Below are 16,246 nucleotides of genomic sequence, written 5' to 3' on the forward strand. Positions count from 1 at the left end.
TTTTGTAAATCGAATGAGGGAAACTGTTTTTCTAGCCAAATTTGTCGGATTCGACACTCACAGGAAGATACACTGTCCCCACAGATTTAGGTAAATTGACGCGTTCCACTTCGAAATTATACACTGATTCGCTCCAAAGGTAACTTCCCTCTAGGTGAGACTCACCTTTGTGTAAGGCAATTCCGATCGAATATTTACCTTCGCGAAAATTGACGGGAAAAGTAAAGGCTACCTTCATGGTCTCGGCAAGGCCAAGCTCCAAGGACGCATGTCCCAATAACTTGGTATTGGTTCCAAATATCCGCAGTCCCTTCTCATCATCAATATGGAAGCCAACAGTAAGAGATTCCATGGGCAAGGCCGCAGTAAATTGAATTTCAAGCGTCACCAGATCACCAACAAAACAAATGTTTGGCAATACTGCTTGATTTTTACAAATACGAACCTGCAATTGCGAAAGATATGAACCCAAAGTGGCATTTCCCTCAAGTGATCCGACCTTACTTTCATCCGAAGCAAGCAGTTGCATATAGTTTTCAATCCCTTCTCTAGGGCTGCCATCAAACAGGAGTTTACCTTTATCGAGGAGTAAAACTCGTTTACAAAAATGTGTAACAAGACCCAGGTCATGACTTACAAAAAGTACGATCGAACCCAGATTTAAAAACTCCTCAAATCTCTTTAAACACTTTTGTTGGAAGCTTGCGTCACCAACTGCCAATGCCTCATCCACGATCAAAATCTCGGGACGTATAGCGGTCGCTAAGCTAAAACCTAAGCGCATTGCCATACCGGAGCTATAATTTTTTAAAGGTACATTTCTAAATTCATGTAGACCCGCAAATTCAAAAATTTCAAAGAATAAGGACTTGATTTCCTCTGGCTTATAACCCCAAACAAGACCATTATAGTAAACATTCTCTTCGCCAGACAACTCGGCGTTGAAACCGACTCCTAATTCCAAAAGGGCTCGTATCGATCCATTGACTGAGAGCCTACCTGCCTCTGCTTGGCTCACACCCGCCAGAATTTTTAGTAAGGTAGATTTCCCTGCCCCGTTGCGTCCGATAATGCCAACGGCCTCACCTGGTTTTGCTTGGAAGGAGATACCATCAAGCGCCAGATAACGTGTGTCAATGCCAAGGTATCCAAAAGTTAGACCCGCTAAAATTCTTTTGGAAGCACTGGAGAACCCAAGATATTCTTTGGTTAGGTTTGAAATCTCAATATTGCCCATGAAAGCTTAAAGATGATCTAAAATCACGGTTTGAAATTTCTTTTTCGCAAGAAGATAAACAAGTATAAATGTAAATAAAAAGGGAAAGATCCCCATCCAATCAAATTGCGGGACAAAACCTTTGATGACTAGACTTCTAAATATATCCAAGGGAATGGTCAGTGGGTTTAACAGATTAATTTCCCGAAGGAATCCCTTAGGATAATATAAAACAGGTATCCCCCAAAAAAGAACCTGACTCACCAAACGAACCAATGGCGATATATCTTTTAATAATACGTTTAAACGAGAGAGGTAGTGCAAAAATAAAAGTAAATACAAACCAACTCCCACTAAACAGAGAAGACCTGAGAGAAGGCCCCAATAATTCAATTTGTCGTAATAGGCAAGTAAAAGGAAAACAGGGAGGGATGTTACGAGCATGTGGATTAGGTATTGGACAAAGGGAATCCAAATAAACAAGTCGAGGCCAAGGGAGGATCTCTTGAGGAGAGTGCGGTTGTCTGTTAAGATGCCAGTACCTCGAACGAGAAACTCTTGCAAGGGGATCCAGAAAAGTAAACCCGTAAGGAGGTAAGCTGTAAAGTCATCTTGGGTACTGGGAGTCTTTAAGTTCAAAACGAGAAACACGACTGCATAGAGGGAGATGAGAACCAAGTTTTGGAGAAACATCCACGAGATTCCCAAAAAAGAACCCGCGTATTGAAGCGCATAGTCTCGTCGGACGAGTGCCCAGAGGATTAAAAGTTTCTCCATACATATAGTTTCGGAGAAACACACCCCAAATCTGGAATCCGGTTAAGAGAAACTTGAAGATAGCAAAGCTTTGTCGTGAGTAAACATAGCCCGAGTCGTCAGGAGCTTCTTACCGACGACTAGCCTGTGGGAGCAGCCGGTTTACGGTTTCCAACTGCTCACGAATATCCTAGATGATACTAGGATGGTTCTGTCTAAAGCCTACGTAGGTTCTTTTGGCCCATTTCAGAGAGCTTTGGCGAGAGCCACTCTCCTTTCTGTACCACTTCCCCTTGGAAGGCTTCTGTCAGATACTCTTCAAACGTTTTTCCACCATTTGATTGGGAAAAACCTTTTTTAGGACCTTGTCCTGCGAGGCCACTCTCTTTGTGGCGGTTATAAGCGGGTTGATGGATGGATCGAACGATCATATTTTTTTCCTCCCCGTCATCTTTTAGACGACATAAAACTAAAAATTAGCACCAATAATCTACTATACGCTTGTTTACACTACTTAACATACGAGAAGTAAAGTCAATGTTTTTTCGCATCTCTTACTGGTTTCTTAACAGTAATATACCCCGTCCGTGAGACAAAATACCCCCTTGGTCGCTTTTTTTTCCAGAAAAAGTACCAGATTATGACGCATAAATGGATTTGTAGCAAGAGAAATTAGAAAAATAAGACAGATTTAAACCTTGTTCAGGGTGAAAGGCAGAAAACACCTTGCTCAATTTTTTCGTATTTTCTCGTTCTCTATCTATTTTCTCTGCCTAGGTTCGCTCGCGGCGACTCCTACCTTCCGGTTCCCTGTCGATTTTTGGTATAAGCAGGGTTTTACTTTGCCCGAATCGGTGGAAATCGCAAGCCAAGGTGCCAAAGAATCCTCTCAATTTATCGCATGGCTAGACCGACAAACAGCGAAAAAGCGATCAAAGATCATCGCCATATTAATCACAAAAGGTATCAGGCTCAATTTTACAAAAAATACAAAGTTAGCTGCGAAAGCAAAAATAGTAACGAATCACCACCTGGCAAAAAAAGAAGGTTCGCCAAATAGCAAGACGAACGCTGATTTCTTTTTTGTCGGTGGCACCTACCAAGTCATTGATGCAAGGTACCTTCCCTTAGAAAAAAGAAACCATTCCTCGCTTTTTCTCGGTCAGGTTCAGACCTACGGCAAATGGATGGTGGAAAAAAGAGACAATAAACTCACATATGGCCTAGAGTTCAATTATAAACTGATACATGCCTACTCGGGTCATCGATACAAACCACTTCCTAATTTCTATTTCGCAAAAGATTTAAATTTTTTTTCCAATTTTGATCGTCCTGATTCGCATATACCTCAACCACTGAATGAAAGTTACTTTATGGGTTTTAATCTATTCCCAGGTGCAGGAAGTTATAAGCTGGGTATTTATTCTGCCAAGACAGTCTCAGAGGAGCCTGGTTTCTATTTTGTCAGTCCGCAAAAAAGTTTGGCGATGACCTTCGCGCCCTATTCAAAAATTGGCTCTCTTTATATCCATGAAAATTTCAAAAATATATTGTCCACAGATTGGCATTCCAATCTGCAAGCAGAAGGAATCGGTCGTGCCGAAAACTATCTTGGATTTTTATACCTTCGCGCAAATTCTGATTCTGCAAAACTTAAAATAGATGCGACAGCTTTTCGAGACAATCAACTTCTCTCAGTCCCAACAAGTGAATCTGTTGATAAAAATGGAGTAAAACAAGACTTAGGTTACTCTAGAGTTCGCTACCGTGAATACTTTGCGATAGAAGGCCTCCGTTCCAATGAAGGTTTAAGATATGAATCAGGTTATGCTTTTCACGTACCACTCTGGATTACCGAATGGGGAACAATCGTTTTAAGATACCGCGATTATACCGAGGATGGATTTTATCTGGCTCATTCGATTGGAAGAGGAATCTTTTATGAATATCGTAACCAGAAAACGATCATCAGTCTCGGAAGTGAGACAAGGGATAATCTTAAACAAGCAGAAGGCAAGGTAAGCCTTCCTTTCTCTGGGAATTATTATTTTGAGATCAGTTGTTTGTATCGGGAGAATGGAATTCCAATGAGATCTTGGTTTGAAAACTGGAGTTACGCAACAGATTTTAATATCAATCTCGTTGATCGAAAAGAAATTTGGAAATTAAAATTAATAGGTCCTGAGATTTCTTTAAATGTGAGCATTTCAGAAAAGATGGACAGTCCAACTTATATCTATTATGCTAACTTCCAGTTCAATCAAAGTTTCTAATAGAGGATTTGCTCACTGATCATTTCTGTATAACCGAGGAGCTTAAAAACCGGCACTGAGTTTGGATCCGTAAACTCGTTCGCATTTGCTGGAAGCTTTTTAAATTCGTATGTTGCCTTTCGCTTTCCGCGAGAATCTTGAGGATAATAATAATATCCGATCCATTCGCCCTTTACTTGGTATGGATTGCCTGCAATGAGGTCCCTTGCAAAGTAATCTCCATCCTCATCAAATTTATTTCTCCGAAATCGGAAATGCATTTCATGCCCGTTCCAGTCGTAAAAGACAGCAAAGTCTCCTTCTTTTGTCTTAAAATACAATTTCCAATCTACTGGAAATTGCCCCTTGGTTTTGAACTCGTTTTTTCCATCGATAATCCGCTTTTCGCTAAGCGAAATAGAATGCGTGTATTTTTCATCCTTCGTTTGTGCCGATAGATTTGTCGCAATGGCAAGAAGTATCATCATCAGTATAGATTGTAAGTATCGATTATTCATTAATGCTTTCGTTCACTTGTCTGTCTGGGCATCCTTTTCCGATGCATCTTGGTCCAAATCTAATGGTTTCACTTCTTTCCCTTCAATTTGATCTATGGCTCTCTTTGCGGCTTTTTGAACCTTTGGACTTGGGTCTCGATCTTTTTTATAATTTAAAATTTCAAGTGCCGCGGGGTCTTTCATATTTCCCATAAATTCAATCACACGCAAGCGAACCATCGCATCATCATCACGTGCAAATTCATTTAGCTCTTGAATCACAGCTTTGTCACCTAATAGAACCAAAGCGCCAATTGTATATATTTTTAACGACTGCGCTTTTTTTCCATCAAGTTTTCCCGCGGTTTTTTTTAAGGAATCCAGAAGCTCAAACAATTTAGGTTTCGCAGCTTGCGATTTAATTTTTCCGAGAGCGTTTATGGAATAGCATCGTAAGGTTGTTGGCAATGCATCATCAAAAGCAACATCTTGTAATAGCGCATCTGCATCGGAATCTGCCACAGATCCAAAAAACAAAGCAATCTGTGCTCTCGTATCAGAGTTGTTAAATTTTTCTTTGAACTTCGTTTGTAAAAAGGGCGAAGCATCTTTTCCGTTGGGTAGTTCCGAGAGAGCATTCAAGTAAAGCGTCACTGCATTTGAATTTTTAGTAAAATCCTCCTTCTTTAATTTTTCAATCAGTGGAGGAACGGCTTCAGGAATTTTTAATCTTTTGGCAGTAGTGACAGCTTGTTTGGTGACATCTTCATTCGGATCTTCAAATAATAAAATCACGGAGTCTTTATACTCTGATAATTGAAGTTCGGCAATCGTTCGAAGTATCACCACCTTCATTCCTAAATCTTTCTCAGTGCGGATCATCTCACCAAGATACAAATACAATTCTTTCGCATGTTCTTTTGGAAACGAAACTAGTTCAAAGAGTGCCTGTTTTCTTTCTTGTGAGGTGCCATATCTAAGGACCTTCGAGAGGACATCTCGTTTTTTATCTATTTGTTCTGAGGTGAGCTCTTTTGTTTTTGATTTCTGCGCTGGTGGAACAATCGAGGCTGGTTGTTCCTTTGGTGGATTGGGTTCTGTGTTTTGTGAGAAAATTGAGAAAGAGCTGACTAAAAGAAAAAGGCAAACGAGGTCAAGTCGACCCCGGTCCTTCCAATTCCATAATTCTACGATTGAGAGCTTGGATGAGATGTTGGTTTTCCAAATTTTGCCTAAATTTTTCAAGCAAATCACTGATATCTTTGGAGAGTTCTTCGATGTTCCATGGTTTCTCCACATATCGACTCAATCCTCCGTGATTGACGGCATAAATCGCAGAATCGAGACCTGCCTGTCCAGTGAGCAAAATTTTAATCGCATCTGGCAGTCTCTGGTGAACTTCTGCAAGGAACTTGTCCCCTTTCATACCAGGCATTACCTGGTCAGAAACAATCAGTTCGACAATGTCATTGCCAGACTGGATCTCATCAATGAGTGCGAGTGCTTCTTCCGCGCTACCAGCCGTTTCAACTGAATGGGAATCCCCAAATCTAGAATTCAATTGTTCTGCTAGAGTCTCTAATACCGATACTTCATCATCGACACAAATGATATAACCTTTACTCATTCTGAAACCCCTTCTCCGAATCTACGTAGAGACTTGAATGCTGTCGATCTACTTTTCATCAAACGAATACTGTGTTTTTGGAGCCAAAGTAGGCAAAATGGGAACTTTCCAAATATCCTCTGCATATTCACGGATGGTCCTGTCCGTTGAAAATTTTCCCGAGCGAGCTACGTTATAGATGGCTTTCCGATTCCAAAGATCTTGGTTCAGATAATCATTTGCGACAATGTTTTGCATTTGATCATAAGCATCAAAATCTGCAAAAAGCAAATAATTATCATTAAAGACTAGACTATCATAAATCGGCGTAAAAATACCATGCTCATTTGGAGAGAAATAATTTTCGCGAATCATATACATGACTCGTTTCAATTCCTCATTTTTCTCTAAATATTCGTTCGGGTTGTATCCTCTATTTTTTAGCTCAAAAACTTCAGGTGTTTTTAGTCCAAAGATATAGATATTCTCTTCGCCAACTTCTTCTAACATTTCGACATTCGCGCCATCGAGAGTTCCAATTGTTAAAGCACCATTTAACATAAATTTCATGTTACTTGTCCCCGATGCTTCCGTTCCAGCTGTGGAAATCTGTTCCGAAAGATTGGTTCCTGGTATGATTCTTTCTGCGAGAGAAACGCGGTAGTTTGGTAAAAAGACAACTTTCAATCTGTCTCGAACGTCCGGATCCCGGTTTACGATATTGGCCACATTACTGATGAGCTTAATGATTAATTTTGCCATGTAGTAACCAGGTGCGGCCTTACCTCCGAAAATGACAGTCCGCGGAGTGACATGTCGATCTGGATTTTCTTTAATCCTGCGAAAGAGTGCAATGACTCGCAGAACATTGAGTAATTGTCGCTTGTATTCATGAAACCGTTTGATTTGTACATCGATCAAGGAATGTGGATCAATGGTAATCCCTGTTTCACTCTTAATCAATTTAGCAAGAATCTCTTTGTTCTGCTGTTTGACCCGAGCCCAATCATTTCTAAAATCCGCATCATCAATGAATTTTTCAAGGTCTCGAAGCTTGTATAAATCGGTAGCAAAACCACTTCCAATCCTTTTGGCAATCAGTGATGTCAATCCTGGATTTGATTGGATCAACCATCTTCTTGGTGTGATGCCATTCGTTTTGTTATTAAACTTCTCTGGATAAATTTTATGAAAAGATTTAAAAATCGTTTTGATGATGAGGTCTGAATGAAGAGCAGCCACTCCGTTCACTTTATGGGAACCGATCACAGCTAAATTAGCCATGCGGATTCGTTTTTCATCGCCTTCCTGAATGATGCTTACCTCACTGATCTCAGCTTCGCTCAGTTTTTTGGTACTTCGTGCGAAGTTCAGAAATCTGTGATTGATTTCATAGATGATTTCTAAATGCCTTGGAAGCAATTTTTCGAACAGACTGACTTTCCAGGATTCGAGCGCTTCTGGTAAAACTGTGTGATTCGTATAAGAAAATATCTTAGTCGTCAAAGCCCAAGCTTTATCCCATTCCCAGTCTTCCACATCGAGTAAGACGCGCATTAGCTCTGCGATTCCAATACTTGGATGTGTGTCATTCAACTGGATGGCTACTTTCTCACCCAAATACTCAAGAGAGGCATGAGTTTGTCTGTGGTGTAAAAGTATGTCCTGGAGTGAAGCACAGACCATAAAGTACTGTTGCTTCAACCGAAGAATTTTTCCTTGTTCGGTGGTATCGTTCGGATATAGGACTTTCGAAATATTTTCAGAAATGGATTTATCTTGCACGGCCTTCATATAATCGCCGTGATTAAAATAATCTAAGTTAAATTCTTCTGACGACTTTGCTGCCCAAAGTCTCAGATAATTTACTGTGCTTGTATTGAAGCCAGGAATAGGACAATCATGCGCAGAGGCAAGAACCGTTTCACCAGGAATCCAGTAGTGTTCCAGTTTACCTTTTCCAGAAATTTTTGTTTCTGTATACCCATAAAAACCAACCGAATGGCTAATGTCTCCACGAATCACTTCGTAGGGAACTCCATCGGCATCCCAATGGTCGGGAAGTTCCACCTGTGATCCGTTAGCTATGATCTGATTAAAAATTCCATAATCATAGCGGATTCCATATCCAAAGCCTGGTATATTCAAAGTCGCCATTGAATCAAGAAAACAAGCAGCAAGCCTTCCTAAGCCTCCATTTCCAAGACCCGCATCCATTTCAAATTCTAACACTTCCTCGATCTGGAAACCAAAACCGTCAATCATCTGCTTTACGACCTCGTATAACCCAAGATTGATGAGAGCATTCAAAAGGGTTCTTCCCATTAAAAATTCGAGGGAAAAATAATAGATTTGTTTGGGATCTTCGGCCCGGTAACGCTCATTGGTGACATTCATGCGATCGATCAAAAAATCACGAATCGTATGACCCAGCGCTTTGTATATGTCCTCATTTTTTATCGTATATTTACTTTTACCGATCGTATATTCGAGGTGGTGGGCGAACTGCTTCTCAAGGGAGCCGATGTCCGCCTTTTGTTCTTCAGAAAGGAGAGTGAGTAAGCGTGAGTTTTCTACGATCATGGAAGGAAATTCTACACTTCCTTCAAATTAGATTCAAGTAAAAAGAAAGGAAAAAAAAATTAATCTCGAGCGGAGACCTTTCTGTCCAAAATGAGATAGGTTCCCTTGGCGATTTTATTCTTCTTGAACCATCCCAAATTTACTTCCAGAGCATATTTTGCAGGCTTTTGGGAGTTGTAAACTTCCGTAGTTTGGTTAGGTTTCATATCGTGGGTTTCCATGAGCATGAGATCAGAATCAAAATAGCCCAGGGATAGCGGAATCATTGTGTTTTTCATCCAAAAGGAGAGCGGTTCGGCTTTCGGAAAAACAAAAAGCATACCTTGGTCTTCGCTTAACTCAGTTCTATGCATGAGCCCAACAGCTCGATCCGTAGGGTTATTTGCGACCTCAAGTCGGATGGCCTTTTCCCCAAGAGAAGCAAAGATAGTCTCAATTTGTGCGGGGTAAGATTCCGTCGGGTCGCAGTTGGTTAGAGACGCGAATAGGAGCCAAAAGATCATCCGAAAGATCATTTTCTTATCCTCCGAAGTTTGGTTTACGTTTTTCAAGGAAAGCAGATAGTCCTTCCTTTGTTTCTGCGTCAATGAACCTTCCACCGAACAGTTGTTTCTCCCACTCCATCCCTCTGTCAAGACTTGTTTCCATTCCTTGACGGATCGCCATTTTCGCAGCACGAATCGCGTTTGGTCCTCTCGAGAGAATTGTTTGCATTATTTTTTCTGACTCTGGGAGCAAATCTTCAACGCTTGTAACACGGTTCACAATGCCCAAGCGAAACGCTTCTTCCGCATGAATCATATCTCCTGTGAAGATGAGTTCGCTTGCTCGTCCTACACCGATCAATCGAGGAAGTCTTTGGGATCCACCAAATCCTGGTAGCAGCCCGAGTGAAACTTCTGGCAATCCTAGTTTTGCATTTGTGGAAGCAAATCTGATATCACATGCCAAAGCAAGCTCGAGGCCTCCTCCCAGTGAGAAGCCATTGATGGCAGCGAGAGAGACCAACCTAGAAAGCTCTAATTTGCGAAAGACAATCTGGCCCAATTCAGAAAAATTTCGTCCTTCTGGTTCATTATAAGTTTTCATTTTTGCGATGTCTGCACCAGCAACAAACGCTTTGCCTTCACCCGTTAGTATAAAAGCACGTATTTGAGAATCGGATTCTAATGTATCAACTGTTATACCGATCTCTTTGATCACTTCCTCATTCAGGGCGTTCAATGCTTCTGGACGTTTAATTGTGACGAGCGCATAATTGCCTTTCTTTTGTATTTCTATAAATCCCATAAATTCCTACCTTCTCTATTCTATTTCTAATATCAAAAACATCGTATCGTCTAAAAAGGCATCAATTCCGAAATCGGATTTGATATCTGCTAAAATGGCAGCTTCGAGTTCTTCGATTTTCCGAATCTCTTTGTGCTTATTTAAAATTTGTAAAAGACCTTCAGTCCCCAATTCCATGCCACTCGAGGTGATGGATTCAATCAGACCATCCGTATAAACAAAAAATCTATCTCCTGAGCCAAACGAAACTGTTTTTTCAACTGCAATTGGATGGCGAATGTTGAATCCTAAAATAGCTCCATCGGTTTCAATTTCGTAATACGAATCACCGCGCGGACAGTGAATCAGATAGGGGTGGCCTGCATTGCCGATCCTTAATTTTAGCTCTTGGAAATCAAAGAATAAATAGATTGCTGATGCATGGTATTTATTTAAATCCTTAACCAGTCTCTCATCTAAGAAATCTAAGAGTTTGCTTGGTGATAATTTGTTTCGATAGTTAATCGTTGAGACAAGGACTTTTAGAATGGATGCGACAAGTGCTGAAGAAATACCATGTCCCGCAACATCTGTCAAAAAAACTCCAACGTTACCTTCCCGAAGTTGGACAAAATCAAAGAAGTCGCCGCCAATCATATTGGGATTTTCACGATAGTATTTATAGCGCAGTCCTGGTATCACGAGATCTTTCGGAAAGAGTGCATCCTGTACTTTTTTTGCAAGTTCCAATTCTTGCTGCATAAACCTTCGCTCTTCCGAAAGCCTATATAAACTCGAAATATTTTTCCTCTTATTTATGATAAATATAGAACCGATAAAACCGGAACCAATGAATGTCAAAATAGGGAAGGCTCTTGCAAAAAAACTTGTCTCCGAGATGAGAGTTTCTGGCATAAAACCAATATATGTTAGGTGAAAAAGCGAAAAGTAAATTGCTCCGATAAGACAGGACAACTTGTTAAGTCGCATACTATACAAAAGTATCAGAATGCTACTGACCATTAGGTAGGCGTTGGAAAGATAAAAATTTTCTAGCGTTGGCAGTTTAATAAGCGCGTATCCGATAGAAACATAAAACAAACCATCCGCCATCATTCCGATCCCAAAGATTAGATTCTTTAAATATTTGTCCTTGCGCTTTCTTTGGATGAGGAGTAATAATCTCGCAACGGTGATTCCGAGAAGGAAAGGCAGTACCTCTGGTATGAGATGGAAGTACGGAGGTAGAAGCAGTAAAAAATAAAAGAAAAAATGGAGGATAAAAGAATAGGAAATATATTCCCGATCATAACTTTCTTTTAGTATCGCGACGACCTCACTTTCGATCTTAGTCTCAGACCGAAAAAAATCTAGAATCAATTCGCGAAGTTTAGGCATTTGCATTTAGGGCTCTCCCCAAATCAAACTCGTCACTTCTGAGCCCGAAAGGGTAATTGTAAAACTTTTACCACTATCTAGGTATGTATCTAACTGTGTAGCAAGTTCCTTGGCTTTTTTTTCATCTTCCATGCGAAAGAAAAATGGAAAAGAATTCGCTTTGTAATTGTAAGGAAAGCGCTCTGATACGAGAAGTGTGACACGGACATGGTCTGTTCTGGCCTCGAGGACGATGTGGCTTACATCCTTTCGAGAAAGAATGCGAGTGGTTGGCAAACGATTCCACGGATTTGATTGTGACAAAAGAGAGAAAAAAACTAAAAAATAGAGCCCAAAGATTCCTATCCTATGATAGAATTTATGGACTGCTCTGCAAAGAGAATCATTCATGAGAAAATTTACATTGCCCTTATACATCCTTTTTTTGCTTCCAATCCTACTTGTCAACTGTAGAGCCAAGGATGTTGTCATTCCCGACAATCCATATGCTTCTTGGAGCCTTCGTGAACCTGGATTGCAAAGAAGGTCTCTCAATTTCCCCTTAGGAGAGGAATGGGACGCACGGTCACAACCACTAGACCAAATGAGAAGAGAAACTCTCATTGCCATTAACGAGATTGATGGAATCAAAGATAGGCCTATTGCTTCGGATCATGCACAGGATTTTATTTCGAAACTATCTGGAATTAAGAAATCATTCCCAGAAAAAGTAAACGAACAATTCAACAAGTATGTCTTTGCAATTTACTTCGTTAAAAATCTTGGTTCTTCAGCTTTATCGGGCATTATACGATACAATAAAGATCCCATCGGTGGCATTATCTTTATTGATACAGATTGGCTAGGTAAACCTGCAAACGAGTGGGCTACTGCCAAAGAGAAGACTGTTTTTTCTTTTGGTTCAGGTGAGGATTTGAAATTAGTATTGGAAAAGGAAGAAAACAATACCGTTTCGAATGCCCTCGCTTTTATTCTATTACATGAGTTTGGTCATATCATATCCATTGTGGATAATGTAAGTCCTGACTATAGTTTACCAAAGCGAGACTTTCGCAGTTTTCCATTCTTCAAAGACATTTGGCTTAGTGAAGTAGAGTCAGAACACGATAGTGAATTAACAGATAAGAAAAAGATAAAATTCTATTCCAAGGGGATGATTCCTTTTGGATCGGAAGGGATCAAACTTTATTCCGAACTTGAAGATACTCCCTTTGTTACACTCTATGCTTCTACAAATGCGGATGATACTTTTGCGGAGGCCTACGCTTCTTATGTTCACGTTGTCTTACAAGGTAAGCCATATGAAGTACATGCGATCAATGGTTCAGAAAGTAAGTTGATCTTCGAAAACGGAATCTCAAGAAGCAGTGGAAAATCGCAGAGGCTCTTTCTGAATAAGATTTTTGGGATCAAAGAATAATTTTTATTTTTTTTTTACCAAAGGTGTTTCCCTTTTTTCGAATCGGAATCATTGTATTCTTTTTTATTTCCGTGAGCATCTCACTCATTGCGCAAGCCTTACCGCTTGAGACCACAAAGGCGCAATCGAAGGCAAGCAAGGAAAGTGTTACGATCATTACGAATACGGAAATTGTTTCCAATTTCATTTGGAGGGGAATTGACATAGGGGGAGATATGCTCCGTCGCAGAAATGGTGAAATGTATTCGAGCTACACGTATTCGCCCGCATTGCAACCAACCATTGATATTTATTCTCCAAGTAAAAATTTTCAATTTCAAATGTTTGGAAGTTTCCAATTGCGAAATCGAGAGGATCGGGACTCAGATCGTAGGCTGTTCCAAACAGGAAGCGGGGGTGTGGGTCCGAGTTATATCTCGGAGGAACCAAAATACTGGGATGCGTCAAATCAGGATCTCTGCGCCCAGAATATACAAACCCAAAGTACTGGAGCGATGCCAGATTACTCAACATGCGGAAGCCGCGTGCCAGGTAAAGATGTAACACCTACTACAGAACCAAACGGTATGAGACGAGCGGATGGTTTATTTACTGCTTTTATTTATAATTTTGATGAATCTCGGCTTGGGAAAATATCTGCGGGTATCTGGTTTTATAATACCTTTAATAAATCGCCTGCCTTTGCCATGTCTCCCTCCACACAAAATGGGAATCCTTATGCCTCAGGTGGAACGGGGACGCCCTATTCTCCGAATGTTTATAATTCCAATAATACCAATGCCATAACGAGGCTGTCCTGGCATGAATACTTTATTTTTTGGAAGCTCCCATTTTTAGAAAGTATCGAACCGACCTTTTCCATCTATACACAGTATTCAACAGATAATGGTGGTTACATGGCTGGAAAAAACTATCTTTCCTTGGCTATGGGTCATGAATTTAGAAAGGACCAGTTTTTCAGAATCCAACCATCGCTTCAGTTCGGATATGCCGCAGCGAACAATTTACTGGACAATCGAAATGGGATTCAAGATATCACCGGTGGATGGACCTTTTCTCTTGGTGATTTTTTTGCGCGTATCGTCGGTATATACCGACCCGATTTGTATATCTGGGATACGAACAATGCATATGGGTATGCAGGTGGTGATCCAAGCCGTGCGAGTTGGAATCGAACTTCGGAGGATGGACGGATACCTAACCCTGCTCGCATGTATGGCGCTGACAATACCTTCGTGCTCAATGCCATTGAAGGTTTAAATACCGGAAATGCAAGTGTCGATTCAGTTGCAAAATTATACCTACGAGAAAAGTATACATTACAAAAAATACCTCAGACGATTCTCTATTATTCTTTCGGAGTCACAAAATCCTTTTAGGATGTTGATGCTTTTCGAATTTTTTTCTAAACAGAATCAAATTTTTTCTAACGAATATCTACCTTTCCGGAATTCGTGACCTCGCCAAAAACAAATGCGTTTTCTCCAAGTTCTCGTAACACCGAACATACCACTTCAGACGTGTTTGGCGAAACAACTAAAATATACCCTACTCCCATATTGAAAGTTGAATACATATCATCCTTTGCAAGCTGATAGTCTTTCTCCAATTTTTTGAAGACATAGGATTCAGGGATTAGACTCGATTCTACTTTTACGCCCATACCTTTTGGAAGGACACGTGGTATATTTTCGTGAAATCCGCCTCCCGTGATATGCACCATTCCTTTGATGGTGTGTTTTTCAATCAAGCTCAGCACTGACTTAACATAAATTTTCGTAGGTTTAAAAACATGGTCTTTGATAAATGTGAGGTCATCCCCGGAGGGGAGTCGATTGTCCTTTAGTAATAGTTTTCGAATTAAGGAAAATCCATTGCTATGTGGCCCCGAGGAAGCAAGGCCAATGACTTTATCACCGGGAAGGATCGTCTTTCCATCAATCATTTTATCTTTTTCAACGACACCGACGACGAATCCTGCAAGATCATATTCATCCTCTCCCATTGTTCCTGGATGCTCCGCAGTCTCGCCGCCAACTAACGAACAATCTGCTTGGTGGCAGCCATCAACGATTCCAGAAACGATCTGTTCCATTTTTTGGACATTCAATTTGCCACAAGCTATATAATCCTGAAAAAAGAGCGGCTTGCCGCCGTTTACTAAAATATCATTCACACACATGGCGACCAAATCGATGCCAATGGTATTATGTGTATCGAGTAATCTAGCAATTTCCAACTTAGTTCCCACCCCATCGGTCCCCGATAAAAGAATGGGCGTTTGGTAAGATTTTAAAAAACTCACATCATAACACGCTGCAAATCCTCCAAGACCACCTAACACATTTTTTGAATGGGTTGTTGCGACATTTTTTTTTATTCGTTGGACGAAGGCTTGGCCCTTCTCGGTATCTACACCAGCTTCTTTGTAAGAGAGATTGATATTTTCAGACATGAGAGCTTTTTCCTAGTTGGTGATTTACAGAAATGGAGAAAGAATTTGAAAATTGAGAAGCGATATCTTCTGTCACGGAGATATAGTGGGAATCGCAAGAATTTAAAATGATATCCAAAGTATTACCCTCTGTTCCATTTAGGTTGAGTATTTTTTTCATGTGTAATGCAGTGCCTTGGTTGCCATCGTATATTTTCGCATTCGGATAATGTGATAAAATTTTTTCTTTTAAAAATACGTAATGAGTGCATCCCAAAACAAAAATATTTGTCTCTTCTATCACTCCTTTTAGAATCGAATTTAAAAATTCCCATGCTTTTTCCCATTCACCTAGATCTATAAGTCTTGCAAGGCCTTCACAAGGAACGGGTAAGTAGGTGTTATGTGAACCTAACTGTTCGATTAGATTTTTAAATTTTTCTTCTTTTAAAGTGAGTTCTGTGGCAAATACTGCAATTGGTTTCCCTGGATTCGCAAGAGTAGCTGGTTTCACTGCTGGCTCCATTCCAAAAATAGGAATGCTATGATTTTGTCTTAAGAATTGAGCGGCGGCTGAAGTTGCGGAATTACATGCAAACAAAACGGCATCTACCTGTTTTTCCAACAAAAATTCAAAAGATTTTATCGATATCTCAAGAACCTTCTCCTTGGTTAGTTTTCCATACGGGCCGTTGTCTAAGTCTGCATAGTAAATGAAATGTGATCCTGCGGTCTCAAGCCAAATGGTTTTTAAAACAGACAGCCCGCCGAGACCAGAGTCAAAAAGTCCGATACGTTTCTTGCCAGCTAACACA

Annotated in this window: 16 protein-coding genes; 3 read left to right on the forward strand and 13 right to left on the reverse strand. The window is 40.4% G+C overall.

What is annotated here, in order from left to right; all coding sequences use genetic code 11:
• Positions 1-31: 31 nt before the first annotated feature.
• The 3 genes from EHQ58_RS05565 to EHQ58_RS05575 all read right to left on the reverse strand — a co-directional run bounded on the left by EHQ58_RS05565 (position 32) and on the right by EHQ58_RS05575 (position 2,403).
• Complete coding sequence (locus tag EHQ58_RS05565) at positions 32-1,237, reverse strand: ABC transporter ATP-binding protein (RefSeq protein ID WP_135622887.1); 1,206 nt, start codon at positions 1,235-1,237, stop codon at positions 32-34.
• A gap of 6 nt (positions 1,238-1,243) precedes the next feature.
• Positions 1,244-1,993, reverse strand: coding sequence for an ABC transporter permease (locus EHQ58_RS05570; RefSeq protein ID WP_135622888.1), 750 nt, complete (start codon positions 1,991-1,993; stop codon positions 1,244-1,246).
• A 194-nt stretch (positions 1,994-2,187) separates the two neighbouring features.
• Positions 2,188-2,403, reverse strand: coding sequence for an LIC12298 family protein (locus EHQ58_RS05575; RefSeq protein ID WP_135622889.1), 216 nt, complete (start codon positions 2,401-2,403; stop codon positions 2,188-2,190).
• Between the two features lie 411 nt (positions 2,404-2,814).
• Between EHQ58_RS05575 and EHQ58_RS05580 the strand changes: the two genes are divergently transcribed.
• The gene (locus tag EHQ58_RS05580; RefSeq protein WP_135622890.1) at positions 2,815-4,245 is read left to right on the forward strand and encodes a hypothetical protein; all 1,431 of its coding nucleotides are present in this window, start codon (positions 2,815-2,817) and stop codon (positions 4,243-4,245) included.
• On the opposite strand, the gene EHQ58_RS05585 is transcribed toward EHQ58_RS05580, so the two are convergent.
• Genes EHQ58_RS05585 through EHQ58_RS05620 form a run of 8 tightly spaced genes read right to left on the reverse strand, consistent with a single transcriptional unit; the run spans position 4,242 to position 11,967 of the window.
• Complete coding sequence (locus tag EHQ58_RS05585; protein ID WP_135622891.1) at positions 4,242-4,742, reverse strand: LIC_11959 family protein; 501 nt, start codon at positions 4,740-4,742, stop codon at positions 4,242-4,244. The two genes, EHQ58_RS05580 and EHQ58_RS05585, sit on opposite strands and share 4 nt — an antisense overlap.
• Positions 4,743-4,754: 12 nt before the next feature.
• Positions 4,755-5,966: a HEAT repeat domain-containing protein gene (locus tag EHQ58_RS05590; RefSeq protein WP_246047178.1), complete on the reverse strand. Its 1,212-nt coding sequence runs from the start codon at positions 5,964-5,966 to the stop codon at positions 4,755-4,757.
• A complete protein-coding gene (locus EHQ58_RS05595; protein WP_135622892.1) occupies positions 5,875-6,348 on the reverse strand; it encodes a response regulator in 474 nt (157 codons plus the stop codon). Before EHQ58_RS05595 ends, EHQ58_RS05590 begins: the two co-directional genes overlap by 92 nt.
• Before the next feature lie 48 nt (positions 6,349-6,396).
• Positions 6,397-8,910, reverse strand: a complete 2,514-nt coding sequence (locus EHQ58_RS05600; protein ID WP_135622893.1) for a glycogen/starch/alpha-glucan phosphorylase — start codon at positions 8,908-8,910, stop codon at positions 6,397-6,399.
• A gap of 59 nt (positions 8,911-8,969) precedes the next feature.
• Positions 8,970-9,425 carry a DUF192 domain-containing protein gene (locus EHQ58_RS05605; protein ID WP_135622894.1) on the reverse strand — a complete coding sequence of 152 codons (456 nt, stop codon included), beginning with the start codon at positions 9,423-9,425 and terminating at the stop codon, positions 8,970-8,972.
• 4 nt (positions 9,426-9,429) lie between these two features.
• The gene (locus EHQ58_RS05610; RefSeq protein ID WP_135622895.1) at positions 9,430-10,200 is read right to left on the reverse strand and encodes an enoyl-CoA hydratase-related protein; all 771 of its coding nucleotides are present in this window, start codon (positions 10,198-10,200) and stop codon (positions 9,430-9,432) included.
• Positions 10,201-10,215: 15 nt separating this feature from the next.
• Positions 10,216-11,577: a PP2C family protein-serine/threonine phosphatase gene (locus EHQ58_RS05615; protein WP_135622896.1), complete on the reverse strand. Its 1,362-nt coding sequence runs from the start codon at positions 11,575-11,577 to the stop codon at positions 10,216-10,218.
• A 6-nt stretch (positions 11,578-11,583) separates the two neighbouring features.
• The gene (locus EHQ58_RS05620; RefSeq protein WP_246047180.1) at positions 11,584-11,967 is read right to left on the reverse strand and encodes a hypothetical protein; all 384 of its coding nucleotides are present in this window, start codon (positions 11,965-11,967) and stop codon (positions 11,584-11,586) included.
• On the opposite strand from EHQ58_RS05620, the gene EHQ58_RS05625 reads away from it, so the two are divergent.
• Positions 11,966-12,997 (forward strand): hypothetical protein, encoded by a 1,032-nt coding sequence (locus EHQ58_RS05625; RefSeq protein ID WP_135622897.1) that lies wholly within the window; start codon positions 11,966-11,968, stop codon positions 12,995-12,997. The two genes, EHQ58_RS05620 and EHQ58_RS05625, sit on opposite strands and share 2 nt — an antisense overlap.
• Before the next feature lie 23 nt (positions 12,998-13,020).
• Entirely contained in the window at positions 13,021-14,376 is a 1,356-nt protein-coding gene (locus EHQ58_RS05630; RefSeq protein ID WP_246047182.1) for a hypothetical protein, read from the forward strand.
• 47 nt (positions 14,377-14,423) lie between these two features.
• On the opposite strand, the gene purM is transcribed toward EHQ58_RS05630, so the two are convergent.
• Positions 14,424-15,452, reverse strand: a complete 1,029-nt coding sequence (gene purM / locus EHQ58_RS05635; RefSeq protein WP_135622898.1) for a phosphoribosylformylglycinamidine cyclo-ligase — start codon at positions 15,450-15,452, stop codon at positions 14,424-14,426.
• On the reverse strand, positions 15,445-16,245 hold the full coding sequence (gene murI, locus EHQ58_RS05640; RefSeq protein WP_135622899.1) for a glutamate racemase: 801 nt from the start codon (positions 16,243-16,245) through the stop codon (positions 15,445-15,447). The genes purM and murI overlap by 8 nt, the downstream gene beginning before the upstream one ends.
• Position 16,246: the final 1 nt, after the last annotated feature.

It is taken from the genome of Leptospira ognonensis, from assembly GCF_004770745.1.
GTDB classification, from domain to species: domain Bacteria; phylum Spirochaetota; class Leptospiria; order Leptospirales; family Leptospiraceae; genus Leptospira_A; species Leptospira_A ognonensis.